Source organism: Amycolatopsis sp. CA-211722, assembly GCF_056828465.1.
In genome coordinates this window covers 6,249,925-6,274,552 of sequence record NZ_CP184752.1, presented here as the reverse complement: position 1 = coordinate 6,274,552, position 24,628 = coordinate 6,249,925, and the positions used below count along the sequence as shown (strand labels likewise).

The following is a 24,628-nucleotide window of genomic DNA, read 5'->3' as shown; positions in this document are numbered from 1 at the left end:
GTGGCGAGTCCGTGAAGGCCTACCCTCAAGGTAGGGAAGGAGGTCTTCACGGACCGGCGCTCGGGGGTGCTCGGCGAGGTGAAGGGAGCTTTCCCCTCATCGCACGCGAGGAAAGTCCCCTTCACACAGGTGGTGCGGTCCTTATGGGCGACGGAAGGCTCGGTCACGTCGCGAAAGCCACTTTCGCGACGTCACATGTCCCGAAAGTGGCTTTCGCGACACCGAAGCCCCATCCAGCAAGGACCCGAACACGCCATAATTGCCTTACAGGTCAATAACCGTCTTTACCACTCACGAGAGGCGACGGGATGGCTTCCGCGGCTCTGTCGGTCCTGGACACCTCCCCCATCGTCGAGGGCTCGACACCGCGCCAGGCGTTGCTCAACACGGTCGACCTCGCGCGGCTCGCCGAAGAACTCGGCTACCACCGTTACTGGGTTCCCGAGCATCACGGCATGCGCGGCGTCGCCAGTTCCGCGCCGGCGGTCCTCATCTCCCACCTCGCGAACGCCACGAAACGCCTGAGGGTCGGCGCGGGCGGTGTCCTGCTGCCGAATCACCCGCCGCTCGTGATCGCGGAACAGTTCGGGACGCTGGCCGCCTTGCATCCGGGGCGGATCGATCTCGGGATCGGCCGCGCGCCGGGTGGTTCGAAGGCCGCCTCCGCCGCGATTCGTCCACAAAGGACGAAGGATTTCGGCGAGCAGCTGGCCGAACTCCGGCACTACCTGAACCCGCCCGAGGACGCCGAGGTGAAGGCGATCCCCGTCCTCGGCGGCAATGTCCCGGCGCTCTGGCTGCTCGGCCGCTCTCCCGAAAGTGCCGCGCTGGCGGCGGAACACGGGCTCGAGTACGCCTTCGCCCACCATCTGGCGCCGGTCGCGCCGGTCGAGGCCGACCTGGTCAGCGTTTCCGTCATCGCGGCCGAGGACGACGAACGCGCCGAGTGGCTCGCGGGTTCGACCCGGCTGAAAGTACTCAGCCGGATCCGCGGCCACCGCATCCGGCTGCCCAGCCCCGAGGACGCGGCGGCTTTTCCTTACACCGCCGACGATCGCGCCGAGATCGCGAAACGTTCCGGCGCCGTGCTCACCGGCAGCCCGGACACGCTGGTCCCGAAACTCCAGCGGATCCTCGACGAGACGGGTTCCGGCGAACTCATGGTGACCACGCCGCTCTACCACCACACCGACCGCCGTCGCTCCTACGAGCTGGTCGCCTCGCTGGCCGGACGGCTCATGGCGTGTTCGAACAGGTCGGCCAGCTCGCGCGCGTAGGCCGCCACCTCGGTGTCCGGCCGGGCCATCAGCTCGGCGGGAGCGGCTTCCATCGCGGCGATCACGGACACGGCCATCACCCGCGGGGAGAATTCCCGCAGCTCCCCCGCCTTCTGGCCTTCGCGGAACATGTCCTCCAGTTCGGCCAGCGTCTTCGCGTTCTGCTCTTCGAACCAGCTTCGCGCGGCCTCGGCGTCCCTTGACGCCGAGGCGATCTGGCCGATCGCGATGATCTCTTCGGGCCGCTCGGCGGAATAGAGCACGAACCCCTCGATCAAGGCGCGCAGGGCGGCGGCGCAGCTCTCGGCGCCCTCGGCTCGCGCCCCGAGTGCCTGGTCGATCGAGGTGTACACGGTCAGCATGACCTGTTTCATCAGCTCTTCGCGTTTGGTGAAGTGATACGTGATCAGCCCCGGGCTGATCCCCGCCCGCCGCGCGATCCGCACGAACGACGCCTTCGCGTAACCGATCTCGGCGATGGTCCCGATGGTCGCCGAGACGATCTGCGCGCGCCGCGCCTCCTCGATGAACGAGCGCCGCTCCTGGCCGCCCGGCTCATTTTCTGGTTGCATGAACAGTATTCTAGTCGAGCAACTAGCGAGGACAGTCATGATCACTCGCAAGACGTTCTTGAAATCGGTCGCGGGAGCGGTGGCGGTCACGAGCCTCGGCGGGGGCATGGCCGAGGCGGCGGGCAGGCCCCGGCGGCTGCGAGGCGGGGTCGCGTACGACGTCGGCGTCCTGCACGCCGCGGGCGACCCGCTCAGCCGGGTGCGCTGGAGCGGAAGGCAGCTGGAGCACGAGATCGGGGTGATCGCCGACCACCTGCGCTGCCCGTCGATCACCGCGTTCGGCACCGACGTCGGCAGGCTCGCCGAGACGACGGCCGTCGCGTCGCGCCGCGGATTGGAGGTCTACGTCCAGCCCCGGCTCTACGATCACCCCCAGGATCAGGTCCTCGACCATCTGGCCGAGTCCGCCCGCCAGGCGGAGCGGCTGCGCCACGGGGACGACGTCAAGTTCGTGGCCGGCTGCGAACACCTCCTCTTCACTCCGGGCATCGTGCCCGGCGAGACCTATCTGGACCGGATCGCGAACATGGCCACGATCCCGCCTGGCGAATGGCCGAAGATCATGGACCGGCTGGCCGATTTCCTCGCGCGGGCGGCCGAGGTCGCGCGCCGGAACTTCCGCGGCCGGATCACCTACGCCTCGATCGGCGGAGCGGAGCCGGTCGACTGGACCCTCTTCGACATCGTCGGAATCGACTACTACCCGTACTTCGCCACGGATGCCGAGTACACAAAGGACCTCGCGCAATACCGGCGGTGGAACAAACCCGTGACGGTGCTGGAGTTCGGCTCGTGCACGTTCACCGGCGCCGCCCAGGCCGGCGGGATGGGCTGGGACATCGTCGACTACGAGCAGGTCCCGCCCAGGATCAAGCCCGGCCACGTGCGCGACGAACGCGAACAGGCCGACCATCTCGCCCGCCTGCTGCGCGTGTTCGACGCGGCCGGCCTGCGAGGCGCGCACGTGTACACCTTCATCGCGCCGAACCTGCCGCATCATCCGGCCCGGCCGGAGTTCGATCTCGACCTGGCCTCGTACAGCCTGGTGAAAACCTTGCGGGCGAGGCACGAGGACGAGACCTCGCCGTATCGGTTCGAGCGCAAGCTGTCCTTCGACGCGCTGGCCCGGCACAACCGCGGGTAAGCGGGGATTTTTACCGGACCGGCGACGGAAACCGGCCGGTAACCTCACGCCCCGTGAGGACGGACCGCGAAGGCAAGGAAGCACCGGAGCTGCCCGCCTTCACCGTCATCGGCTGCCTTCTGGGCTTCTTCATGACCGTCCTGGTCCTGATCGGCCCGGCCCTGCTCTGGGTCGGCACCCGCTTCGCTCCCGGCGACGACGACCGTCTGGTCGCCATGGTCATGGGCGCCGTGTTCACGCTCGGCGGGCTGGGCACCGTCGGATCGCATCTCCGCCGGAACGCCAAGGCCCGCGAGGTCCACCGCGGTCTCGACCGGCAAGGCGTCCGCGCGAACGCCGAAGTCGTTTCCAGGAAACGCATCTGGGTCGGCGAAGTGAGCACTCCCGCGGACGACGTCGACCTCGTCGTCACCGGCCCGGGAGTGACCCCGTTCAGCGCGCGCGTCCTCACCGAAGACGTCGGCCGCTACGAAACGGGCACGACGGTGCCCGTCGACGTGGACCCGAGAACCCTCCTGTTCCGCCTCGCCGACTGACCTCGTCACGATCATTGCCCGGCAGCATCGTATCGCTTATCGTATATGAAATTCACCCCCCGATGCTGCGAGGTGACCCCGTGACCACCGCCACCGCCGACCCGACCACCACCACGGTCGCGCGAGATTTCACCGATTTCCGCACGGTGGTGTCGCAATCCTTCGTGCCGCTGCACGTGACGAGCGAGCACCGGGACCACTTCCGCGGCCGCATCCGCTCCTGCGGCGCGGACGACGTCCAGCTGACCGAGGTGACCGCGTCGGCGCACGTGGTCGAACGGACACCCGAGCTCATCGCCAGGGCCGACAGGCACTATTACAAGCTGAGCCTGATCCTGTCCGGGACCGGGCTCCTGGTGCAGGACAACCGCGAGGCGATGCTCCGCCCCGGGGACGTGGCGTTGTACGACACGCACCGGCCGTACACCTTGGCGTTCGAAGAGGATTTCCGCACGCTCGTGGTGATGTTCCCGCAGCGGCTCATCGATCTCCCCCGTGACCTGGTCGGCCAGCTGACCGCGGTGCCCATGTCGGGCAAGCGGGGCATGGGCAACGTGGTGGTGCCCTTCCTCGCGCAGCTCGGCAGCAACCTCGACCAGCTCGGCGGGCCGGCGGGTGTCCGGCTCGCGCATACCGCGGTCGATCTGCTCGCCACGCTGTTCGCCAGCGAACTCGACCTCGCCCGTTCGACCGCCGGGCCGCATCACGAACTGATGCGCCGGGTCCTCGCCTACATCGACGCGAACCTCTCCTCCACCGACCTCGGCCCGGCGCAGATCGCCGCCGAGCACTACATCTCCACCCGGCATCTGCACGGCCTCTTCCACGAACAGGGCACGACCGTCTCCGGCTGGATCCGCACCCGCCGGCTCGAACACTGCCGCCGCGAATTGCTGGACCCGGTGCACACTTCGCGACCCGTCGCGGCCATCGCGGCGAAGTGGGGTTTCGTCGACGCGCCCCATTTCAGCCGGGTGTTCAAGACGGAATTCGGCTGCTCGCCGAGCGAACTGCGCCGTGGCTTGACCGTGAGCGACCGGTTGTTGCCGCCCAGCGCGTGACGGCTTCCCCTGTCAGGGCGGTCGCCTCGACGATGACCGCATGCCCGAAGCACCCGAGGAACAGTGGCGCACCTATGACGAGTTCGCCGCCGGAATAGCCACCTACCGTCTGCCGAACGCCGACCTGTCCGGACGCGAGCTCACCGTCACCCTCGACGACGGGAAGACACTCGCATTGCGGTTCGAAGACGCTGAAACCGTCACCTGCAACGGCATCAAGGATCCGTACGACGCGGTCGCCGTCCGGGAAGACGTCATCTTCGTGAATCTCCCCCACACCAGCGTCGAAGGTGAAGCGCTCACCGTCGTCTTCTCCACCACGACGCATCGCGCGCTCGCCGTGCGTTCGGTGATCGGCGCCGAAGACGTCGAAGGCGTTCCCCGTGTCTCCCAGACGTTCTGGTCCGGCATGACCGACGCGGGCACGCCGACCGGCGAGGTACCGGGCCCGTCGCGCGACCTGATCGGCAAACGCAACGTCTACCGCTACAGCCCCGAACACCTCTACGAGCACGTGTACGTGTCTTCGCAGCGCTATGCCTGGCAATGCCTCGAAGGCGTGCAGCGCGGCCACGGTGACATGGACTTGTCGACGGTGTGGAAGTTCCAGGACGGGCTCTACCTGTTCTGTTTCCGCGAGTTCCGCATCGCCGTGGCCAGTGTGTGGTTGCACGACCTCGGGTACGCGCTGAAGACCACCGGCGTCTTCCTCGGCTTGACCGGCGACGGCCGGTCGGAACACTCCCGCGCGGGCGGGCACATCTACCCACTCGGCGCCGTCGCCTATCCCGACGCGCAACCGGTTTAAGGAGTCCCAGTGTCCAATCTAGACATCATCGCCGCGCACTACGCCGCGAGCGACCGGGGTGATCTGGCGGGCATGCTGGCCCCGCTCGGTCCCGCGACCACCTGGACGGAGGCCGCCGGTTTCCCTTACGCCGGCACCTACACCGGCCCGGAAGAGGTGCGTGACAACGTCTTCGGTGCGATCGCGAAGGACTGGGACGGCTACACGTTCACCCTCGGCGAGCTTCTCGACGCCGGTGACACGGTGGTCGGTATCGGGACCTACCAGGGCAAGCACCGTGAGACCGGCCGTTCGTTCACCGCCCGCGTCGCGCACGTGTGGAAGTTCGACGGCGGCGAGGTGACGTCGTTCGAGCAGATCGTCGACTCGGCGCCGGTCGTGAACGCCCTGGAGAACCGGTGAAACCGGGGCGGCGCCTCGTCGCCGTCGCCGCGGCCGTCCTGCTCGCCTCCGCGGGCTGCGCCGGAGCCGGCAGCGGTTCGAGCGGACCGATCGTGGTCGGTTCGGTCAACGCGCTGAGCGGCGCGGCGACGTTCCCCGAGGCCTCGCAAGCGGCCAAGGCGGTCTTCGACGCGGCCAACGCGAACGGCGGCGTGAACGGCAGGCAGATCCAGTACAAGGCCCTCGACGACAAGGGCGACCCGGCTGCCGCGGCGGCCGCCGCCCGCGAGGTCGTCGGCCGGGACGAGGCGGTGGCACTCGTCGGCTCGTCCAGCCTCATCGAGTGCGAGATCAACAACAAGTACTACGAACAGCAGAAGATCCTGTCCATGCAGGGTATCGGCGTGGACCCGGCCTGTTTCTCCAGCCCGAACATCGCCCCGGTCAACGTCGGGCCGTACCACGACATGACGCTGACCCTGCTCTACGGCTCGGAAACGCTGAAGCTGAACGACATCTGCGCGCTGCTGGAGATCGCGGGCAACACCCTGCCGTCGTACCAGGCGGCGATCGACGAATGGTCGGCCATCACCGGCAAGAAGCTCAAGTACCTCGACGCCACCGTGCCCTACGGCGGATCCGACTACACGTCCTACATCGTCAAGGGCGCGCAACGCCGGGTGCAAGGCGATCACGGTGAACCCGGTCGAGCCGGATTCCATCGGCCAGCTGAAGGCCGCCGCGGCGCAGGGCTGGAACGACGTCACCTGGCTGCTGCTCACCAGCGTCTACAGCGAGAACTACGCCAAGGCCATCACCAACGCGGGCGCCGGGGTGTACGTGCCCGCCGAGTTCTACCCGTTCACCGACGCGACCAGCCCGCAGAACAAGGACTGGCGCGAGCTGATGACCAAGAACAACATCCCGCTGACCTCGTTCAGCCAGGGCGGTTATCTGGCGGCGAAGTACTTCCTCGACGTGATCCGCGGGATCCAGGGTGACATCACCCGCGAATCGGTGACCAAGGCACTGCGCGAGATGAAGCCGATCACCGATCCGATGGTCGGCACGCCGTATGTCTTCGGCCCCGGCCAGACGCACCACGACAACACCGCGGGCTGGCCGATCAAGCTCGCCTCCGGCACCAACAAATGGGAGCTCGTCGCCGACGACTGGCTGCGGATTCCGAAGAAGTAGGTCGTAATGGCCGGGTCTCGTGAGTGGTAAGGACGGTTCTAACCGTCCTTACCACTCACGAGCCTCCCTCACACAGGAGGAAACATGCTGCAGGGAGCGCTGGCAGGCCTGGCCGCCGGCGGACTGTACGCGGTGCTGGCGGTGTGCCTGACGCTGATGTCGCGCCTGGTGCGGGTGGTGAACTTCGCCCAGTCGGCCACCGGGATGTTCGGCTGCTACGTGGCGGTGTTCCTGTCCGTCGATCTGGGCCTGCCGATGTGGCTCGCCACCGTCGCCGGGATCGTGCTCGGCGGGCTGCTCAGCGCGCTGCTCGGCTGGATCGTGTCCACCTGGCTCGCCGAGGCGGACACCGGCACGCGCTCGGCGGTGACCGTGGCTGTGCTGCTCCTGCTGATCTCGTTGTCGTTCATCCTGTTCGGCAACAAACCGCAGCCGTTCCACCCGATCCTGGACGGTCCGGCGGTCACCGTCGGCGGTGTGGTGATCAGCCAGGTCACCGTGGTCACGGTCGCGTTGGCCGTCCTCGTGGCGCTGGCCAGCCGGATCGTGCTGAGCCGGACCGCGGCCGGTGTCCAGCTCAGGGCGCTGTCGGAACGCCCGACGACGGCGGAACTGCTGGGCATCCCGGCGAAGCGGCTCAGCGTCGCGGTCTGGGCGGTCACCGGGGTGGTCAGCACGCTGGTCATCTCGATCGTGGCGCCGTCGCAGTCCAACGACGCGACGTCGCTGGCGATGCTGGTGGTCCCCGCGGCCGCGGCGGCCCTGCTCGGCGGATTCCGCCGGCTCGACCTCGCGGTCGGGGGCGGGCTCGGCCTCGGCCTGATCCAGGGCGCGGCCGCGCAGGTCGACGGCCTTTCGGTGGTGCGGTACTTCCTGCCGTTCGCAGTGATCGTCGCGCTGCTGCTGTGGTCGCAGCGCAAGGAGGTGTGGGATGCGGCTCGCTGAACGCGGGATTCCGTTCGCGGTCGCCATCGTGGCGATCGCCGTCGGTTACGGCCTGAGCGTCGGGCTCGACGGGTACTTCGTCTACCTCGGCATGAGCGCCGTCGTCGCCGGGATCTCCTTGCTCGGGCTCGGCGTGGTCACCGGCAGCGCGGGCATGATCTCCCTGTGCCAGCTGACTTTCGGCGCCGTCGGTGCCTGGACCGTGTCGGCGCTGAACGAGGCACAGGCGCCGGGTGGGTTCCTCACCTGGCTGGTGCTCGGCGGTCTCGCCGCCGGGGTGGTCGGGGTGCTCGTCGGGCTGCCGGCGCTGCGGCTGCGCGGGATCAACCTCGCCGTCGTCACGCTGGGGCTCGCCGCGGCGGCCGACCTCGCGCTGGTCCAGCTCCAGTTCCCCGGTGTCTCCGGCGGGATCTCGGTCGAACGGCCGGACGCCTTCTCCGACGACCGGTCCTACTTCCAGCTCGCCGTCGTGGTGCTGGTGCTGTGCTGTCTCGCCGTGTACTTCCTGCGCCGTGGACGCTGGGGCAGCGCCTGGCAGGCGGTGGCGTTCTCCGAACGCGGCACGGCGGCAGCGGGCACGAGCGTGCGGATGTCGAAGCTGACCGCGTTCGCGGTGAGCGCCACCCTCGGCGGGATCAGCGGCGGCCTGCTCACCGGGCAGGTCGGGCTCGCCTTCCCGGCGAGTTTCACCGCGATCCAATCGCTGGCGCTGTACGTGCTGGCGATCATGTCGGGCGCGCATCTGATCGACATGGCGGTGTTCGGCGCGGTGCTGTGGGTCGGGGTGCCGGAACTGCTCAAACGCTGGGGAATCCCCCAGGACTGGGGTTTCGTGGTGTTCGGCGTGCTCGGTGTCCAGGCGCTGGCCGGTGGCGGGAACCTGGGCACCACGGTGCGGCAGGTCTGGTACCGGCGGGCCAAGAAGGAACCGGCGAAACTCGATCTCGCCACCAAGACCACGGAGATCGAGGCCAGGTCGCCCGGCCCACCGGTCCTGACCGTTCGTGGCCTGAGCGTGAACTTCGGGCACGTCGCCGCACTGTCCTCAGTGGACATATCGGTCCCCGAACACGGGGTGCTCGGCGTCATCGGGCCGAACGGCGCGGGCAAGTCGACGCTGGTCGACGCGATCAGCGGCTTCCTGCCCAACGCCGAGGGCTCCGTCGAGCTCGGGGGCGGCCCGCTGACCGGATCGCCGTCGGACCGGGCCCGCGCCGGACTGCGCCGGACGTTCCAGCAGGACCGTGTCCCGCCGGGGCTGACGGTCGGGGCGTACCTGAAGTTCCTCGCCAGGCGGCGGCTCACCGCCGACGAGATCGGTGACGCGCTGGACTTCTTCGGCTGCCCCGCCGCCCGCACCCCACTGTCGCAAGTGGACGTCGGCGCGCGGAGGCTGGTCGAGGTGGTCGGGCATCTGCTGGCGCGGCCGCGCGTCCTGCTGCTCGACGAGCCGGCCGCGGGTCTCCCGCACGAAGAACACGTCGCCTTCGGGGAACGGCTGCGCCAGGTTCCCGCCCGGTTCGGGGTGTCGGTGCTGCTCATCGAGCACGACCTCGACCTGGTTCGCTCGGTCTGCGACACGATCACCGTCCTCGACTTCGGCCGCGTGCTGGCCTCCGGCCCCCAGGCCGAAGTGCTCGCCGATCCCGCCGTGCTCAAGGCGTACATGGGTGAAACGGAGATGCTGTGAACGCGTTGCGGATAGCGGGGCTGACGGTCACCCGCGGTGCGGGGCCGGTGATCCGCGACGTCGACCTGACCCTGGAACCGGGCCGGATCACGGCGCTCGTCGGCCCGAACGGCGCGGGGAAGACCAGCCTGCTGGAAGCCGTCTCCGGCGTGGTGCCCGCCGCGTCGGGGACCGTCCACATCGGATCCGACGAGATCACGAAACAGTCGCGGGTGGCCCGCGCGCGGCGGGGTCTGGCGCATATCGAGCAGGGACGCGCGGTGTTCGGCGGCCTGACCGTGCTGGAGAACCTGATGCTGACCGCCCGCACCCGCGCGCGGACCGACGAGCTGTTCGAGCTGTTCCCGGAACTCGAGAAACGCCGCGACTCACCGGCCGCGCTGCTCAGCGGCGGCGAGCAGCAGATGGTGGTGCTGGCCCGCGCGTTCGCCGCGCGGCCGTCGTTCCTGCTGATCGACGAGATGTCGCTGGGGCTCGCGCCCGTGGTGTTCACTCGGCTGCTGCCGATGGTGACCCGGTTCGCCGAGGAGGGCGCGGCGATCCTGCTGGTCGAGCAGTTCACGCAGCTGGCCCTCGGGGTGGCGAGCGACGCTTTGGTGGTGTCTTCGGGGCGGGTCACCTACGCGGGTTCGGCTCAGGAACTGCTGGCCTCCCCCGGCACCCTGCATTCGGCCTACCTCGGGGAATCCTGACCGGGTCGGAAGGTCGCCTTCGCGGCTGCCCGGATGTCATGAAAGGGGCGTTCAGGACACATTCCGTCCTGAACGCCCCTTTCATGACATCCGGTACCGGACAATCACCCTCCCAACTCGCGTGAAGGCCTCCTTCCCTCGGCTCAGCCGAGGGAAGGAGGCCTTCACGCGCAACACCGCGCTAAGAACCCATCCCCGCCCGTTCGAACGCCAGCGTCGGCAGATCGACGGCGTGCGCGCCGCCGTCCGCCACGATCACCGCACCGGTGATGTACGAAGACTCCGAAGACCCCAGGAACCGCACGATCGACGCGATCTCCTCCGGTTCGGCGGGACGCCGCAGCGGGACCTCGGCGGTGACCCGCCGGTAGCCCTCGTCGTGGCCGCCGTCGAAGCCCGCGGCCTCGGCGAACTGGTCCATTTCGCCGTCCGCCATCGGGGTCCGCACCCAGCCGGGGCAGACCGCGTTCGCGCGCACACCCTTCGGTCCGTAGTCGCGGGCGATCGAGCGCGTCAGTCCGATCAGCGCGTGCTTCGCGACGGTGTAGCCGGCGACGTTCGGCCCGGCGAACAGCCCGGCCAGCGACGACACGATGACGACCTGTCCACCGGTTTCGACCAGTGAGGGCAGCGTGGCCCGGCAGAACACGAAAGCACTCGACAGGTTCGAGCGCAGCGCCAGTTCCCATTCCTCGTCACCGGTGTCGACCACCGAGGACAGCCCGTGCCCGCCGGCGTTGGCCACCACGACGTCCAGCCTGCCGAACTTGCCGACGATCTCCGCCACGGCGTTCTCGGCGGCCTCGCGATCGCTGGCGTCGCACGAGACGACGTGCGCGCCGGTTTCGGCGGCCACCTTCTCCAGTGGCTCGAGCCGCCGTCCGAGCACCACCACCTGGGCACCCTCGTCGGCGTACCGGCGGGCGACCGCGGCACCGATGCCGGTACCGCCACCCGTGATCGCGACAACCTTCTTCACTTGCGGAGTCCTTTCTAAGCGGGAAAACCGGACCGGGCCGAGACGCCGAAGTCGGCGAGCACCGCCTGGCCGTTGACGGACCGCGAACGTGCGGACGCGAGGTGGAGCACCTGCCAGGCGACCTCTTCGGGAGCCTGCACCGGGAACGCGGGATCGTCGAGCACGTCGCCGAGATCGCCGCGCGCCATCGGGGTGTCGACCACCGAGGGGCAGACGCAGTTCACCCGGACGCCGGGCAGATCGACCGCGAGTGCCCTGGTCATCGCGACCACGGCGCCTTTCGAAGCGCAGTACGGCACCATGCCGGGCGCGCTGGTGAACGCCGAGTCACTGGCCAGCAGCACGACCGAGCCACCCGACGCGGTGAGCCACGGAGCGGCGTGTTTGACCAGCAGGAACTGACCGGTCACGTTGACCGCCATCAGCGCGGCGAATTCCGCCGCGGAGGTTTCGGTGACCGGCGTCCCCACCGGACCGGAGATCCCGGCGCAGCCGACCACGACGTCGAGCACGCCGAAGCGGCTCACGACGGTGTCAATCGCGGCGGCCACCGACGGCTCGTCGGTCACGTCGGCCCGCACGGCCAGGAGACCGTCGGCCAGCGTGGGTACGGGCGCCCGGTCGAGGGCGCCGACCCGCGCGCCCTCGGCGAGGAAGGCCTGGACGCAGGCAAGGCCGATACCGGACGCCGCGCCGGTCACCAGCACGGCCTTGCCCGCGAGCTCCAGTCCCATGGCGTCATCCTCCGGTCCGGACCTTTCACGGAGCTTGGCCGTCAGTGCAGCCTTCTTGTCGGCAGCCGCACGACGGCCTTTCCAGTCCCGGCCGGACCGGCAAGACTGCGAACCATGACCAGGCCGCACCCACTCGACCCGCTGACCGCCGACGAACTCACCGCAGGCCGCGGGATCCTGGCCGCCGAAGGCCTGCTCACCGCGACGACGCGGTTCCCGGCCGTGCTGCCGGTCGAGCCCGAGAAGGGCGACGCCGCCCCCGACCGCCGTGTCCAGTACACGCTGCTCGACACGGCGACCGGCCAGGCCCGCGACGTGGTCGTCTCGCTGCCGAAGCGCGAAGTGGTCTCCGCCGAGGACTGTGGCCCAGGCCAGCCCGCGTACCTGTTCGAGGAGTACGACCTCGCCGCGTCGATCACCAAGGCGTCACCCGAATGGCAGGCCGCGATGGAGCGGCGCGGGCTCGGCGACCGGATCGGGCACGCCTTCTGCGCTCCCCTGGCGCCCGGGTTCTTCGCCAGGCCGGACGAGACCGGCCGGGTCATCCGCTCGCTGACCTTCCTGCGCGATGACTTGTCCGACAGCCCGTGGGCGCATCCCGTCGAGGGCCTGATCGTCCACATCGACCTGACCGAGCAGCGTGTCCTCCGCGTCGAGGACGAGGGCGACGTCCCCGTGCCGCCGGAGCACGGCCGCTACGACGGTGTCCCGGCCCGCACCACGCTGAAGCCGATCGAGATCACCCAGCCGGAGGGTCCGAGCTTCGCCGTCGACGGCAACGAGGTCACCTGGGAGGGCTGGAAACTCCGCGTCGGCTTCAACGCCCGCGAAGGCCTGACGCTGCACGAAATCGGCTTCCAGGGCCGGTCGGTGCTGCACCGCGCGTCGGTACCGGAGATGGTGGTGCCCTACGGCGACACCGCGCCCGGCCGGTTCTGGATCAGCTACTTCGACGCGGGCGAATACCTGCTCGGCAAGAACGCGAACGACCTGCGGCTGGGCTGCGACTGCCTCGGCGTCATCCACTACTTCCCCGCGTTCGTCGCCGACGACCACGGCCACCCGGTCGAGATCCCGCGTGCGATCTGCATGCACGAGGAGGACTACGGGATCCTCTGGAAGCACACGGATCTCGACGGCCGCGCCGAGGTCCGCCGGTCGCGGCGGCTGGTGATCTCGTCGATCTCCACCATCGGCAACTACGACTACGGTTTCTTCTGGTACCTCTACCTCGACGGCACCGTGGAACTGGAGGCGAAGGCCACCGGAATCGTGTTCGCCGGCGCCGCGCATCCGGGCACGGATCACCCGCACGCCAACGAGATCGCGCCAGGCCTGTTCGCGCCGGTGCACCAGCACCTGTTCTGCGCGCGGCTGGACGTGGCGATCGACGGCGAACGCAACTCGCTCGTCGAGGTCGACGTCGAACGGATCCCCGTGGGCGAACAGAACCCGTACGGGAACGCGTTCACCTGGAAGGAAACCCCGCTGCGGACCGAGCAGCAGGCTCAGCGGCTCGCGGATCCGGCCAAGGCGCGCGTCTGGGAGATCCGCAGCTCGGAGCGGACGAACCGGCTCGGCTCCCCCACCGCGTACCAGCTCGTGCCGCGTCCGTCCGCGACCCTGATGGCACAGCCGGAATCGACCGTCCACCAGCGGGCGACGTTCGCCACCCGCCATCTGTGGGCGACGCCGTACCGCGCCGACGAGCGGTTCCCGGCGGGCGACCGCCCGAACGCGCATCCGGGCGGCGCGGGGCTGCCCGCCTGGACCGCCGCCGACCGCGACCTCACCGACACCGATCTCGTGCTGTGGCACGTGTTCGGGCCGACCCACATCCCGCGTCCGGAGGACTGGCCGGTCATGCCGGTCGATTATTCCGGTTTCTCCCTGCGTCCCTACGGCTTCCTGGACCGAAACCCGGCCCTCGACCTGCCTTCCGGCGCCGCCGACAATCACTGTTCCGCCCACGAGCACTAGGAGCCTGTCGGCGGAGCGCGAAACCGGCCAACACGGGAAACCCGCCTGGCCGAAGGCCCCGCCATCGCGGTGGCAGGGCGCCTGACCCGACAACTTGAGATGGATGCCGACCGCCCTGCCGACGCCGATCGCGGACGCGGGGTTCACTACCAGACCTTAGGACTGCACCGATGCCCGAACTGACCCTGTCCGACACCTCCACCTGGCTGCCGCTGGACGGACTCGCCCCCGGCTTCGACGCGAACAAGGCACCCACGGTCGGCGATCTGCACGGCCGCGCCTTCGAGCTCGCCTGCGAAGACGGCACCACCTTCACCGCCGCCTTCTCCGGCACCCGCATCGAGTGGGCCTACCACGGCACGGGCACCGACCGCTGCGAGACCTTCCTGGTCGACGACGACCTGTACTACGTCCAGTTCCATCCGCAGGCCCGGCAGGACGAGGCGTTCACCCTGCTGCTGGATCTGCGCCGCGGCCGGGCCCTGCTGGTGCTGAGCAAGATCGGCGACACCTCGCCCCGGGTCACCCAGTCCTTCGTGGCCGCCACGATCGGCGGTATCGAGCCGACCGGGGAATCGCTCGCCCCGACGACGTCGCTGGTCGGGCGCCGGGTGCTGTGGGTGTACAGCACCGAGCACGCGTACGAGCACGTGTACCTCAGCCCGCACTGGTACACGTGGCAGTGCCTGGCCGGTCCGGAACGGGGACTGGCGGACACCGACGAGAACTCGGTCTACGAGCTGCGGCCGGGGATCTACGTCTTCGCCTGGCGGGAGAAGGTGATCCCGTGCGCGTCGGTGACCGTCGCCGACCACCGGGACGCGAAGCGGCTGCGCTCGCACGGTGTCCTTTTCGGACTCGACGCCACCGGCAGCACTCCGACCCACTTCACCTTCGGCGCGCACGGCAAGCTGCTCAGCACCACCGTGCACCCCGAGGCCTACGACCCGGCCGGGAGCTGAGCCTTGACCGCCGACATCGTCCTCACCAACGCCACGGTGTACACAGTGGACGGTCACCGGCCCTGGGCGTCGTCACTGGCGATCAAGGACGGGAAGGTGCTGTCGCTGGAGGACATCGAACGCGGGCCGAGCACCGAGGTCGTCGACCTCGACGGCGCGTTCGTCATGCCCGGTCTGGTCGACGTGCACAACCATCACGCCCTGGCCGGGCGCGCGGCCCTGTTCGAACTGAACTTCGGCCTCGACGCGGGCCTGGACGACATCCTCGCCGCGGTCCGCGAGCGGGCCGCGGGGCTGGGACCGGACGAGTGGGTCGTGGGCGGCGCTTGGGCGTCCACCCTGGTCGGCACACTGTCGCGGGCTTCGGCCCGGCACGCGCTCGACGAGGCCGCCGGCGGACGTCCGGTCATGCTTTCGGACGACAGCAGGCACAACCGCTGGGTGAGCAGCCGCGCCTTGGAACTCGCGGGGGTCTCCGCCGCGACACCTGATCCGGCGGGCGGGGAGATCGTCCGTGATCCCGCCACCGGGGAACCCGTCGGCGTCCTGCTCGAAGCGGCGGGCGTCGCCGTCGAGCGGGCGCTCAGCGAGACCCGGAAGCTCACCGCCGAGCAGCATGTGGCGGCGTCGCGGCACGGGATCGGCACCTTGCATTCGTACGGGGTCACCGCGTTCCAGGACGCCGGGGTCTCCGCGGACATCCTGGGCGCGCTCAAGGCGCTCGACGACGCGGGCGAACTGCACGCCTGGGTGGTTTCGTCGCTGCTGATCAACGACCCGATCTTCGGGTTCGACCCGATCGGGGCACCGTTGCTGGAGGTCGCCGGGCAGTACCGGAGCGAGCATCACCGGCCGGACTTCGTGAAGATCTTCCTCGACGGGGTCCCGCCGACGCGGACCGCGGCCTTCCTGGAGCCGTACCTGCCGGACGCCGCGCACGGAGCCTGCCACCACGGCGCCACCACCATGCCGGGTGACGAACTCGTCGGCTGGTTGCGCACGGCGGCCGCGGCGGGGCTCTCGGCGAAGGTGCACTGCACCGGGGACGCGTCGGTACGCGCGACGCTCGACGCCGTCGAGAAGGTGCGTGCCGAGGGCTTCGCCGACGCGCGGTTCCAGGTCGCGCACGGCCAGTTCGTGCATCCCGACGATCTCCCGCGCTTCGCCGCGCTGGGGGTCGCCGCGGACATCTCGCCGTTCCTGTGGGTCCCCGGTGTCATCCCGGCGGCGATCGCCGAGGTGCTGCCCGGCGAGCGTGCCGGGCGGATGCAGCCGAACCGGTCGCTGCTGGACGAGGGCGCGCTGGTCGCGGGCGGTTCGGACTGGCCGGTCAGCGAGTCGCCGAACGCGTGGGAGGGCATCCACGGCCTGGTCACGCGCCAGGATCCGACCGGCACGTTCCCCGGCGCGTTGTGGCCCGAGCAGGCGATCACCCTGGCCGAGGCGATCGAGGTCTTCACCCTGGCCGCCGCCCGCGCGATGGGGCTGGGCGACGTCACCGGCTCGCTGGTCCCCGGGAAGTCGGCGGATTTCGTCGTCCTGGACCGCGATCCGTTCAAGACCGATCCGTCGGCGCTCGTCAAGACAAAGGTGACGCAAACGTGGTTCGCCGGGCACCGCGTGTATCACCAGGCCTGATCTCCTACACTGGTAGAAGAACCAGTGCGGGAGGTCTGCCGATGCCGAAGATCATCGACCACGACGAGCGGCGCAGTCACATCGTCGACGTCACCTGGGATTTGATCACCCAGGGCGGGATCGAGGCCGCCACCATGCGCGAGATCGCGGCGGCCGCCGGCTTCGCCAACGGCGCGCTCAAGCTGTACTTCCCGAGCAAGGAAGACATCATCCAGGCCACCTACGAACGCGCGCTCGGCATGATGCGCGAGTACGTGGAACTGGACGAACTACGCGGGCTGACCGCGCTCCGCGAGCTGTGCGTCTCGTCGATGCCCATCGACGAGGACCGCATCGCCGCGGGGCGCGTCCTGCTCACCTTCTGGCAGCTGTCGCTGACCAATCCGAAACTGCAGGACAAGTACCTCGAGCACATCCGCTCGTGGCGGGGCCTGCTCCACCGGTATCTCACCGAGGGCCGGGAGGACGGCGACATCGTCACCGAAACGCCCGACGAGCAACTGGTCGACGAGGTCGTGCTGATCAACGCCGGGGCGAACGTGATGAGCCTGGTCGCCGGGGAGTTCTCGACGATCGCCCTGCAGCGGCAACATCTGGAGTCCTTCTTCGCGCGCCTGACCCGCCCCTGACCCCTACGTACTACCGCATTTCGTCCTCTGAATGCGGTAGTACGTAGTGCGAACAGGCGCATTTAGAGGACTAAACGCGGGGGGCGAAGGTCCGGGTCAGGAAGCTCGCCACGTGCCGGTGCGAGCGCGGCGAAGCGGGAAGATCCGTGTAGAGCCCGTAGAAGCCGTGGATCTGGCCCGAGTAGCGCGTCATCTCCACCTGGGTCCCGGCGTCGGTCAGCCGCCGAGCGAACTCCTCCCCTTCGTCCCGAAGGACGTCGTACTCGGCCGTGAGCACCAGCGCCGGCGGAAGCCCGGTCAGGTCGTCGGCACGCAGCGGCAGCAGGTACGGGTCGTTCAGCTGCGCCGGATCCGACACGTACTGCTCGAAGAAGAACCGCATCGCCCCCGCCGTCATGCCGAAGCCCTCGGCGAAGTCCACATAGGACCGGAAGCCGTCGTCCGGGTGCCCGAAGACCGGGCAGATCAGCACCTGCGCGGCCAACGACGGACCACCACGGTCACGGGACATCATCGAGACCACCGTCGACAGGTTGCCGCCCGCGCTTTCGCCGCCGATGGCGATCCGCGCGCCGTCCACCAAAGGACCGGCACCGCCCGCGGCGAGCCACTCGACGACGGCGTAGCAGTCGTCCGGGGCCGCCGGGTACGGGTGCTCGGGCGCGAGCCGGTAGTCGACCGCGACGACGGCGACCCCGGCCGCGTTGCACACCGCCCGCGACGCGACCTCGTTCTCGTCGATCGAGCCGATCGTCCATCCCCCGCCGTGGATCCAGACGAACGCGGGCACCGGCGCCGTGGCCTCCGGCAGATAGATCCGCACCCGAACACCGGAAGGCAGGACATGGTCGGTCACCGAAGCGACCTCCTCGACCGACTCAGGACGTCGCCACGAAGCGGCGAATGCGGCTCGCAACTCGGGAGCCGTCAACGGTCCGGCCGGCGCCTCCGACGGAGCGCTCCGCGCCAGCAGTTCCTTGACCGCGGGATCGAGGGTCACGGTCACACCGCTTCCGCGACGAGCACCCGCGGGCTGCCCGGCAGCGCGAGCCGGTCGGTGACCCGCCAGCCCGCCGCGCTGAGCCATTCCCGGACCTCCGCCTCCGGGTAGACGACCGTCCCGTCGATCACCAGGTACTCCCCCGCGTGCAGCGCGTCGATCGGCCGCTGGACGGCGTCGTCGTCGAGGAAGAAGTCGAGCAGCAGCAACGTCGCCCCCGGCGCGGCGGCGGCACGGGCGTTGCGCAGGATCTCCGCGTTCTGCTTCGCGTCGAAACGGTGGACGACGTGGTTGACCATCACCAGGTCGAACTCGCCCTCGGGACGCGCGGTGGGCGTCTCCGCCCCGATGACGGTCGTGCGGTCGGCAAGCCCGGCTTCGGCCGCCGCGGTGGTGACCGACTCGGTGAAACCCGGATCGAAGACGAACGTGGTGTGCAGTCCGTCGTTGGTCTTCATGGCTTCCACCGCGAACGCGCTCGACAGGCCGCCGAGGTCCAGCACCTTTCGATGGGAGCCGAAATCGTAGGCGCCGGCCAGCATCTTGGCGTGGAGGGCGTTGTACGTCATGACGCCCGCCATGAACGTGCCCCAGCGCGCGTCGTCCATCTCCAGCTTGCCCGGCTCGCCAGTGTCGGCCGTGTGGCCGAACTGCAGCCAGTGCGGATAGCTGATCGAGTCCAGGAACGTCAGGAACGGGGCCAGATCGAGATCTCCGCCGCCCAGGTACGCCGCGGCGTCTTCGGCCAGCGCGTAGCGTCCGTCCACACGGGACAGCAGGCCGAGGGATGACATGGCGTCACCGAGAATGCGGGTGATCTTCGCCGGCTTGCCGGTCTTCTCCGCCAGTTCCGCGGCGGTCAGCGGTCCGTCGGCGAGCGCGGTGAACAGGCCGGTCCGGCTCGCCGCGAAGAGTTGCTTGGCCGCCATGTAGCCCACGGCGATGTCCACGATCCGCTCGGGACCGGCAGTCTTGGTCGACCCGCTCACGGGTGCCCTCCTTAGCTCGTTTCCGCCGAGAGTCTACAGGTGTAGACAAAAGAATCCAGTGCAAGTTTTCGCCCACTGCCAGGGAAAACCCGCCGGATATCAACTTCCTACATTCGTAGAATATACCCATTGACAGCACACTCCCCCAGTGTCAACATGCGTAGAACTACCCCCGCCGGAGGTCCGTTCCCCGGCAGTGCGGTCCGCTCCGGGCGGGCTCGGGAAAGGGGATTCATGACCCTGCTCGAATTACGAGAACTCACCGTCGGCGTCATCGCCGACGAGACCGAACGCGAACTGGTCCGCGAACTTTCGTTCGATCTCGACCAAGGCCGGACACTCTGCGTGGTCGGCGAATCCGGTAGCGGTAAAACGGTGACGGCCTTGTCGATCATCCGGTTACTGGAGTTCGTCGCGCCGGTGTTCACGCGCGGCGGGATCGCCGTCGACGGCGTGGACGTCACCCGGCTTTCCGCCGACGAGATGCGCGCGTACCGCGGCCCGCGGATCGGCATGATCTTCCAGGAGGCGCTGGATTCGCTCAATCCCAGCCAGCGGGTCGGCAAACAGCTGATCGAGGCCTACCGGAAGCCCGGCTCCCTGCCGCGCCAGGCCGCGCGCAAGGGAACGCCGTTGCACCGCGAGGCCGAGGCGAAGGCCCGAGGCCTTTTGAAGGAGGTCGGCCTCACCGACACCGACCGCGTGCTTTCCCTGTACCCGCACCAGATGTCGGGCGGGATGCAGCAGCGCGTGATGATCGCGCTGGCCTTGATGGCCGACCCGAGCCTGCTGATCGCCGACGAGCCGACCACGGCGCTGGACGTGACCACCCAGGCGGAGATCCTCACGCTGCTCGACCGGGTCCGCCGCGACCACGGCACCGCGTGCGTCTTCATCACGCACGACATGGGCGTGGCCGCGCAGGTGGCGGACCGGATCGCGGTGATGTACCGGGGCGAACTGGTCGAGCTCGGGTCCACAGAGGACATTCTTCACGCGCCGAAGCATCCCTACACCAAGGCGTTGCTCGACTGCGTGCCGCAGCTCGGGGTCAGCAGGCGTGACGGCTTCCCCACCATCTCCGAGACCCTGCTCCAAGCCGCGATGAACGGCGAATCGGCCGTCGCGACCGAGACCAGGTCGTTGAGCCGTCCGCAGACCGAAGCCACCGGCGAGGGCACCACGCTCGTCATCGATTCGGTGTCCAAAGTGTACGGACGACGCGGCCGGTTCTCGCTGAGCCGCGAGCCCGAGGTGCAGGCGGTCAAGGACGTCTCGCTGGAGATCGCACCGGGTGAGTTCTTCGGTCTGGTCGGGGAATCCGGTTCGGGCAAGACCACGCTCGGCCGGCTGGTGAGCGCACTGGAGCCGCCGACCGCGGGCAGCATCGCCTTCGGTGCGCACCGGTGCACGCCGTCCGGTCTCGAAGGCGACGAGCGCGCGTTCCGTCGTCGCGCGCAGCTCATCTTCCAGGATCCGCAGAGCTCGCTCGATCCCCGGCACACCGCCGCCAGGATCATCGCCGAGCCGCTGCGGGAGCTCACCGGCCTCCGCGGCGCGGAACTCGACCGCCGCGTCACCGAATTGATCGACGAGGTCGGGCTTCCCTCCGACACCGCGAAGAAGCTGCCTTCCCAGCTCTCCGGGGGTCAACGGCAGCGCGTCTCGATCGCCCGCGCGATCGCGGCCGAACCCGACCTCATCGTCGCCGACGAGCCGACCTCCGCGCTCGACGTCTCGGTGCAGGGACAGGTGATGAACCTGCTGCTCGACCTTCGGCGTACCCGCGCGCTCAGCTTCCTGTTCATCACGCACAACCTCAGCCTCGTGCTGTCGGTCGCCGACCGGGTCGGCGTCATGTACCGGGGCGAGCTGATCGAAATCGGCGAACCGGACGAGATCCGGCTCCACGCCCGGCACGAGTACACCCGCCGTCTCCTCGCGGCGAACCCCGAAATTGGAGTGCGGAACCCATGAGACGAACCCTGACCAAGGCCGCGCTCGGCCTGGCGACCGTCCTGATGCTCAGCTCGTGCATGGGAAGCCAAGCGGGTGGCGGGGCGGCCGACGGGCCACCGAAGCCCGGCGGCAACCTGAACGTCGCCGTGCCGACCGATCCGCAGTCGCTCGACATGGTCGCCAATCCCGGCCAGGTGACCGCGCATATCGGCAACATGATGTACGAGAAGCTGTTCGAGGTGGACCGCGGGTTCACCGCCCGGCCCATGCTGGTCGAGGACTACACCACCAGCCCGGACAGGCTCACCTACACCTTCAAGCTCCGCCAGGGCGTCACCTTCCACGACGGCAACCCGCTGACGTCCGAGGACGTCGTGGCGAGCCTGAAGCGGTGGCAGCAGGTGCACCGCACCGGTCAGCTGGTCACGCCGGACATCGAGGCGATCACGCCGGCCGACCCGGCGACGGTGACCATCAAGCTCAAGCAGCCGCGCTATCCGCTGATCAACGAACTCGCCGGCGCGGGCACGGAGATCTACGAGGCGAAGAACCTCACCGGTGTCGCGCCGACCGGGTTCGCCCAGGACAAGGCGATCGGGACCGGACCGTACAAGCTGAAGAGCTGGGATATCGGCCGTGAACTGGTGCTGGAGCGGTACACCGGCTACAAGTCCCGGTCCGAAGAGGACTGGGGCGGGCAGGCGGGCGCCAAGCACGCGTACCTCGACACCGTGACCTACAAGGTGGTCTCCGACCAGGACGCGCTGATCAACGGCCTGCAGACCGGCCAGTGGGACCACATCATGCCCACGAACGACCAGTACGAACCCCTGCGCAACAACCCGGCCGTGGTCGTGCACAACCTGCCCGGCGGCAACGACAACGTGGTGATCCCGAACTTCAACACCGGTTCGAAGTTCGCCGACCCCCGTGCCCGCGAGGCGCTGAACCTCCTGCTGGACAAGCCCGCGATCAACGCGGCCACCGGCGGCAGCAAGGACCTCACCGTCGAGACCGGCGCCTTCGCCTCGCCGGACAACAAGCAGTTCTATTCCACCGCGGGCGAAGAGGTCTACAAGGCGCACGACCCGGAGAAGGCCAAGCAGCTGCTGGCCGCGGCGGGGATCACCGCCGGCGCGACCATCCGCATCGTCACCACGAACTCGTACCCGGAGTTCGGCAAATGGGCAGTGCTGATCCAGGACAGCCTCTCGAAGATCGGCATCAACACCAAGATCGACACCTTCGACTTCGCCACCATGCTCGGCACGCTCACCAAGGAGCCGGGCGGCTGGGACATCACCACCCTGTTCTTCGACTCGGCGCTGACCTCGCCCGCGCAGATGCCCGCGCTCACCCTGGGCACCCTGAACGGTTCGACGTCGCCCGAGCTGGACGGGCTCATGGCGGAGTTCAACGCCTCGACCACCCCCGAGCAGGCGAAGGCGGTGGTGGACAAGCTGCAGGCGTTCACCTGGAAGCAGCTTTCGGTGATCACCCTGAGCCAGTCGAAGCTGTACGCCGCCTACTCCCCCAAGCTCAAGGGCTACGGCGATTTCTACCGCGTCTTCTGGAACACCTGGCTGGCGTCATGACCGGTCTGCTGCTGCGCAGGCTGCGCGATCTGGTCATCATCCTGGTGATCGTCGGGACGATGATGTTCTTCGTCATCCGGCTGATCCCCGGCGACCCGGCGCAGGCCATCCTCGGCCCGACCGCGCGACCGTCCGATGTGGACGCCCTGCGGGAGAGCATGGGACTGAACGGGACACTCTGGGAGCAGTACTTCAGCTGGGCCGGGAACGTGCTGCAAGGCGACTTCGGCACGTCGATCACCTATCACGCGCCGGTGCTCGGCGTGGTCGCCGACCACATCCTGCCGACGCTCACGCTGGCCGTGCTGTCGACGGTGATCAGCTTCTTCCTCTCGGTCGCGATCACCTCGTGGCAGGCGGTGTCGCCGCGCAACCCGGTGGCGCGGGCGCTGGACCGGCTCTCCGCGCTCGGCATGGCGATGCCGGACTTCTGGATCTCGCTGATGCTCGTGCTCGTCTTCTCGGTGACCCTGCGCTGGTTCCCCTCCAGCGGCTACGAGAACCTCTTCACCGATCCGGCGACGGCGGTGCCCGCACTGGTGCTTCCGCTGACCGTGCTGGTCATCGGGCAGACCGCGTTGTTCGTGCTCACCCTGCGGGAAAGCCTGCTCGGCGAGCTGCCGCTGGCGTATCTGCGCACCGCGCGGGTCAAGGGCCTGTCGGAACGACAGGTCATGACCAAACACGTCCTGCCGAACGCGTTGATGCCGCTGATCACCCAGCTGGGCAGCAACTTCGCCATGCTGGTCGGCGGGATCGTGATCATCGAGTCCATCTTCGTCGTGCCGGGGCTCGGCCATCTGCTGATGGGCGCGGTGTCCACCCGTGACTTCCCGCTGATCCAAGGTGTGACGCTGTTCGTCGCGGTGCTGTTCGTACTGGTCAACCTGCTGGTCGACCTGTCGTACGCGCTGCTCGACCCGAAGGTGCGTGTCTCGTGAGCGTCGCTCTCGTGGAAAAGACTTCGCAGGCGCGCGAAAAGCCGGCGTCCGGCCGCGCGGCCCGGGTGTTCCGGCGCAACCGGATGCTGGTGATCACCACGGCGATCCTGGCGGTGATCGTCCTGGCCGTGATCGTGCTGCCGTTCTTCCTGCCGAGTGTCAGCGCGACCGACCCGGTGAACCGGCTGCTGCCGCCGTCGGCCGCGCATCCCCTCGGCACGGACTCGTTCGGCCGCGACGTGCTCGCCCGCCTGGTCTCCGGCGGGCGGGCGTCGCTCGGGCTGTCCGCCCTGATCACCCTGTGCGCGGCCTTCACCGGCCTGGCGATCGGGCTGATCAGCGGGTTCTTCCGGGCGGCCGACGCGGTGCTGATGCGGGTGATGGACGCCTGGATGTCGTTCCCGGCGATCATCCTCGCGATGGCGCTGGCGATCTCGCTCGGCGCGAGCATCTGGACCGAGCTGATCGCGCTGACGGTGATCTTCACGCCGTTCACCGCCCGCGTCATCCGCAGCCGCGTGCTCGGCATCGCCGGCCGTGCCTACATCGGCGCCGCCCGGGTCTCCGGGATGAGCCGGTGGAAGATCCTCGTCGTGCACGTGTTCCCGAACGTGCTGCCGCTCGCGCTGGTGCAGGTGGTGATCCTGTCCGCCGCGGCGATGCTGGTCGACGGGGCGATGAGCTTCCTCGGCCTCGGCATCGCTCCCCCGACCCCGACCTGGGGCAACATGATCGCCGAAGGCCGGTCGTACCTGGTGCAGGCGCCCTGGCTGGTGATCGCGCCCGGCGTGACGATCATGGTGTGCGTCTTCCTGCTGAACCTCGTCGGATCGTCGCTGCGGATCGCCGTCGACGCCCGCGCTCGGACGCTGAGCGAGATGCAGCGCCTCCGCACCCGCCGCCCCTCCGGCAGCTGAGA

General features: G+C 68.9%; 23 protein-coding genes and 1 pseudogene. 19 read left to right on the top strand and 5 right to left on the bottom strand.

Features of this window, described 5'->3' with window-relative positions; all coding sequences use genetic code 11:
* Positions 1-308: 308 nt before the first annotated feature.
* On the top strand, positions 309-1,277 hold the full coding sequence (locus ACOCEP_RS29590; protein WP_482332355.1) for an LLM class flavin-dependent oxidoreductase: 969 nt from the start codon (positions 309-311) through the stop codon (positions 1,275-1,277).
* Here ACOCEP_RS29590 and ACOCEP_RS29585 read toward each other — a convergent pair.
* Positions 1,205-1,849 carry a TetR/AcrR family transcriptional regulator gene (locus ACOCEP_RS29585; RefSeq protein WP_482332354.1) on the bottom strand — a complete coding sequence of 215 codons (645 nt, stop codon included), beginning with the start codon at positions 1,847-1,849 and terminating at the stop codon, positions 1,205-1,207. The two genes, ACOCEP_RS29590 and ACOCEP_RS29585, sit on opposite strands and share 73 nt — an antisense overlap.
* Positions 1,850-1,886: 37 nt before the next feature.
* Between ACOCEP_RS29585 and ACOCEP_RS29580 the strand changes: the two genes are divergently transcribed.
* The 10 genes and pseudogenes from ACOCEP_RS29580 to ACOCEP_RS29535 all read left to right on the top strand — a co-directional run bounded on the left by ACOCEP_RS29580 (position 1,887) and on the right by ACOCEP_RS29535 (position 10,303).
* Positions 1,887-2,993, top strand: coding sequence for an abortive phage infection protein (locus tag ACOCEP_RS29580; RefSeq protein WP_482332353.1), 1,107 nt, complete (start codon positions 1,887-1,889; stop codon positions 2,991-2,993).
* A gap of 53 nt (positions 2,994-3,046) precedes the next feature.
* On the top strand, positions 3,047-3,529 hold the full coding sequence (locus ACOCEP_RS29575) for a hypothetical protein (protein ID WP_482332352.1): 483 nt from the start codon (positions 3,047-3,049) through the stop codon (positions 3,527-3,529).
* 62 nt (positions 3,530-3,591) lie between these two features.
* Complete coding sequence (locus ACOCEP_RS29570; RefSeq protein WP_482332350.1) at positions 3,592-4,590, top strand: AraC-like ligand-binding domain-containing protein; 999 nt, start codon at positions 3,592-3,594, stop codon at positions 4,588-4,590.
* Positions 4,591-4,630: 40 nt separating this feature from the next.
* Positions 4,631-5,398, top strand: coding sequence for a MoaF C-terminal domain-containing protein (locus ACOCEP_RS29565; RefSeq protein ID WP_482332349.1), 768 nt, complete (start codon positions 4,631-4,633; stop codon positions 5,396-5,398).
* A 9-nt stretch (positions 5,399-5,407) separates the two neighbouring features.
* Positions 5,408-5,800: a nuclear transport factor 2 family protein gene (locus ACOCEP_RS29560; protein WP_482332348.1), complete on the top strand. Its 393-nt coding sequence runs from the start codon at positions 5,408-5,410 to the stop codon at positions 5,798-5,800.
* A pseudogene (locus ACOCEP_RS29555) lies at positions 5,716-6,393 on the top strand (ABC transporter substrate-binding protein); the annotation flags it as partial. The gene ACOCEP_RS29560 and the pseudogene ACOCEP_RS29555, both read left to right, overlap by 85 nt.
* 82 nt (positions 6,394-6,475) lie before the next feature.
* Positions 6,476-6,976 carry an ABC transporter substrate-binding protein gene (locus tag ACOCEP_RS29550; protein WP_482332347.1) on the top strand — a complete coding sequence of 167 codons (501 nt, stop codon included), beginning with the start codon at positions 6,476-6,478 and terminating at the stop codon, positions 6,974-6,976.
* 84 nt (positions 6,977-7,060) lie between these two features.
* Positions 7,061-7,921, top strand: coding sequence for an ABC transporter permease subunit (locus ACOCEP_RS29545; RefSeq protein WP_482332346.1), 861 nt, complete (start codon positions 7,061-7,063; stop codon positions 7,919-7,921).
* Positions 7,908-9,611 carry a branched-chain amino acid ABC transporter ATP-binding protein/permease gene (locus ACOCEP_RS29540; protein ID WP_482332345.1) on the top strand — a complete coding sequence of 568 codons (1,704 nt, stop codon included), beginning with the start codon at positions 7,908-7,910 and terminating at the stop codon, positions 9,609-9,611. The genes ACOCEP_RS29545 and ACOCEP_RS29540 overlap by 14 nt, the downstream gene beginning before the upstream one ends.
* Positions 9,608-10,303 (top strand): ABC transporter ATP-binding protein, encoded by a 696-nt coding sequence (locus ACOCEP_RS29535; RefSeq protein WP_482332344.1) that lies wholly within the window; start codon positions 9,608-9,610, stop codon positions 10,301-10,303. The genes ACOCEP_RS29540 and ACOCEP_RS29535 overlap by 4 nt, the downstream gene beginning before the upstream one ends.
* A gap of 181 nt (positions 10,304-10,484) precedes the next feature.
* Here ACOCEP_RS29535 and ACOCEP_RS29530 read toward each other — a convergent pair whose 3' ends face one another.
* Positions 10,485-11,282, bottom strand: coding sequence for an SDR family NAD(P)-dependent oxidoreductase (locus ACOCEP_RS29530; RefSeq protein ID WP_482332343.1), 798 nt, complete (start codon positions 11,280-11,282; stop codon positions 10,485-10,487).
* A gap of 14 nt (positions 11,283-11,296) precedes the next feature.
* Entirely contained in the window at positions 11,297-12,016 is a 720-nt protein-coding gene (locus tag ACOCEP_RS29525) for an SDR family NAD(P)-dependent oxidoreductase (protein ID WP_482332342.1), read from the bottom strand.
* A 114-nt stretch (positions 12,017-12,130) separates the two neighbouring features.
* On the opposite strand from ACOCEP_RS29525, the gene ACOCEP_RS29520 reads away from it, so the two are divergent.
* From ACOCEP_RS29520 to ACOCEP_RS29505, 4 genes are all read left to right on the top strand, one after another.
* Entirely contained in the window at positions 12,131-13,996 is a 1,866-nt protein-coding gene (locus ACOCEP_RS29520) for a primary-amine oxidase (RefSeq protein WP_482332341.1), read from the top strand.
* 170 nt (positions 13,997-14,166) lie between these two features.
* A complete protein-coding gene (locus tag ACOCEP_RS29515) occupies positions 14,167-14,958 on the top strand; it encodes a molybdenum cofactor biosynthesis F family protein (RefSeq protein WP_482332340.1) in 792 nt (263 codons plus the stop codon).
* Between the two features lie 3 nt (positions 14,959-14,961).
* Positions 14,962-16,596, top strand: a complete 1,635-nt coding sequence (locus ACOCEP_RS29510; RefSeq protein WP_482332339.1) for an amidohydrolase — start codon at positions 14,962-14,964, stop codon at positions 16,594-16,596.
* A 41-nt stretch (positions 16,597-16,637) separates the two neighbouring features.
* A complete protein-coding gene (locus tag ACOCEP_RS29505) occupies positions 16,638-17,225 on the top strand; it encodes a TetR/AcrR family transcriptional regulator (protein WP_016333932.1) in 588 nt (195 codons plus the stop codon).
* Between the two features lie 70 nt (positions 17,226-17,295).
* Here the strand turns inward: ACOCEP_RS29505 and ACOCEP_RS29500 are convergent, their stop codons facing one another.
* Together ACOCEP_RS29500 and ACOCEP_RS29495 are read right to left on the bottom strand one after the other, a co-directional pair.
* Positions 17,296-18,231 (bottom strand): alpha/beta hydrolase, encoded by a 936-nt coding sequence (locus tag ACOCEP_RS29500; RefSeq protein ID WP_482332338.1) that lies wholly within the window; start codon positions 18,229-18,231, stop codon positions 17,296-17,298.
* Positions 18,228-19,214: a methyltransferase family protein gene (locus tag ACOCEP_RS29495; RefSeq protein WP_482332337.1), complete on the bottom strand. Its 987-nt coding sequence runs from the start codon at positions 19,212-19,214 to the stop codon at positions 18,228-18,230. The genes ACOCEP_RS29500 and ACOCEP_RS29495 overlap by 4 nt, the downstream gene beginning before the upstream one ends.
* A 234-nt stretch (positions 19,215-19,448) precedes the next feature.
* Between ACOCEP_RS29495 and ACOCEP_RS29490 the strand changes: the two genes are divergently transcribed.
* Genes ACOCEP_RS29490 through ACOCEP_RS29475 form a run of 4 tightly spaced genes read left to right on the top strand, consistent with a single transcriptional unit; the run spans position 19,449 to position 24,626 of the window.
* Positions 19,449-21,191, top strand: coding sequence for a dipeptide ABC transporter ATP-binding protein (locus ACOCEP_RS29490; RefSeq protein WP_482332336.1), 1,743 nt, complete (start codon positions 19,449-19,451; stop codon positions 21,189-21,191).
* The gene (locus ACOCEP_RS29485; protein WP_482332335.1) at positions 21,188-22,768 is read left to right on the top strand and encodes an ABC transporter substrate-binding protein; all 1,581 of its coding nucleotides are present in this window, start codon (positions 21,188-21,190) and stop codon (positions 22,766-22,768) included. Before ACOCEP_RS29490 ends, ACOCEP_RS29485 begins: the two co-directional genes overlap by 4 nt.
* Complete coding sequence (locus ACOCEP_RS29480; protein WP_125678541.1) at positions 22,765-23,709, top strand: ABC transporter permease; 945 nt, start codon at positions 22,765-22,767, stop codon at positions 23,707-23,709. Before ACOCEP_RS29485 ends, ACOCEP_RS29480 begins: the two co-directional genes overlap by 4 nt.
* Positions 23,706-24,626: an ABC transporter permease gene (locus tag ACOCEP_RS29475; RefSeq protein WP_482332334.1), complete on the top strand. Its 921-nt coding sequence runs from the start codon at positions 23,706-23,708 to the stop codon at positions 24,624-24,626. The genes ACOCEP_RS29480 and ACOCEP_RS29475 overlap by 4 nt, the downstream gene beginning before the upstream one ends.
* The last annotated feature ends 2 nt before the right edge of the window (positions 24,627-24,628 follow it).

Bases quoted from the DNA above. Each gene is read 5' to 3' on its own strand.
- ACOCEP_RS29590 (WP_482332355.1), top strand. From the start codon at position 309: ATGGCTTCCGCGGCTCTGTCGGTCCTGGACACCTCCCCCATCGTCGAG.
- ACOCEP_RS29480 (WP_125678541.1), top strand. From the start codon at position 22,765: ATGACCGGTCTGCTGCTGCGCAGGCTGCGCGATCTGGTCATCATCCTG.
- ACOCEP_RS29505 (WP_016333932.1), top strand. From the start codon at position 16,638: ATGCCGAAGATCATCGACCACGACGAGCGGCGCAGTCACATCGTCGAC.
- ACOCEP_RS29520 (WP_482332341.1), top strand. From the start codon at position 12,131: ATGACCAGGCCGCACCCACTCGACCCGCTGACCGCCGACGAACTCACC.
- ACOCEP_RS29515 (WP_482332340.1), top strand. From the start codon at position 14,167: ATGCCCGAACTGACCCTGTCCGACACCTCCACCTGGCTGCCGCTGGAC.
- ACOCEP_RS29585 (WP_482332354.1), bottom strand. From the start codon at position 1,849: ATGCAACCAGAAAATGAGCCGGGCGGCCAGGAGCGGCGCTCGTTCATC.
- ACOCEP_RS29540 (WP_482332345.1), top strand. From the start codon at position 7,908: ATGCGGCTCGCTGAACGCGGGATTCCGTTCGCGGTCGCCATCGTGGCG.
- ACOCEP_RS29485 (WP_482332335.1), top strand. From the start codon at position 21,188: ATGAGACGAACCCTGACCAAGGCCGCGCTCGGCCTGGCGACCGTCCTG.
- ACOCEP_RS29490 (WP_482332336.1), top strand. From the start codon at position 19,449: ATGACCCTGCTCGAATTACGAGAACTCACCGTCGGCGTCATCGCCGAC.
- ACOCEP_RS29525 (WP_482332342.1), bottom strand. From the start codon at position 12,016: ATGGGACTGGAGCTCGCGGGCAAGGCCGTGCTGGTGACCGGCGCGGCG.
- ACOCEP_RS29545 (WP_482332346.1), top strand. From the start codon at position 7,061: ATGCTGCAGGGAGCGCTGGCAGGCCTGGCCGCCGGCGGACTGTACGCG.
- ACOCEP_RS29570 (WP_482332350.1), top strand. From the start codon at position 3,592: ATGCTGCGAGGTGACCCCGTGACCACCGCCACCGCCGACCCGACCACC.
- ACOCEP_RS29580 (WP_482332353.1), top strand. From the start codon at position 1,887: ATGATCACTCGCAAGACGTTCTTGAAATCGGTCGCGGGAGCGGTGGCG.
- ACOCEP_RS29565 (WP_482332349.1), top strand. From the start codon at position 4,631: ATGCCCGAAGCACCCGAGGAACAGTGGCGCACCTATGACGAGTTCGCC.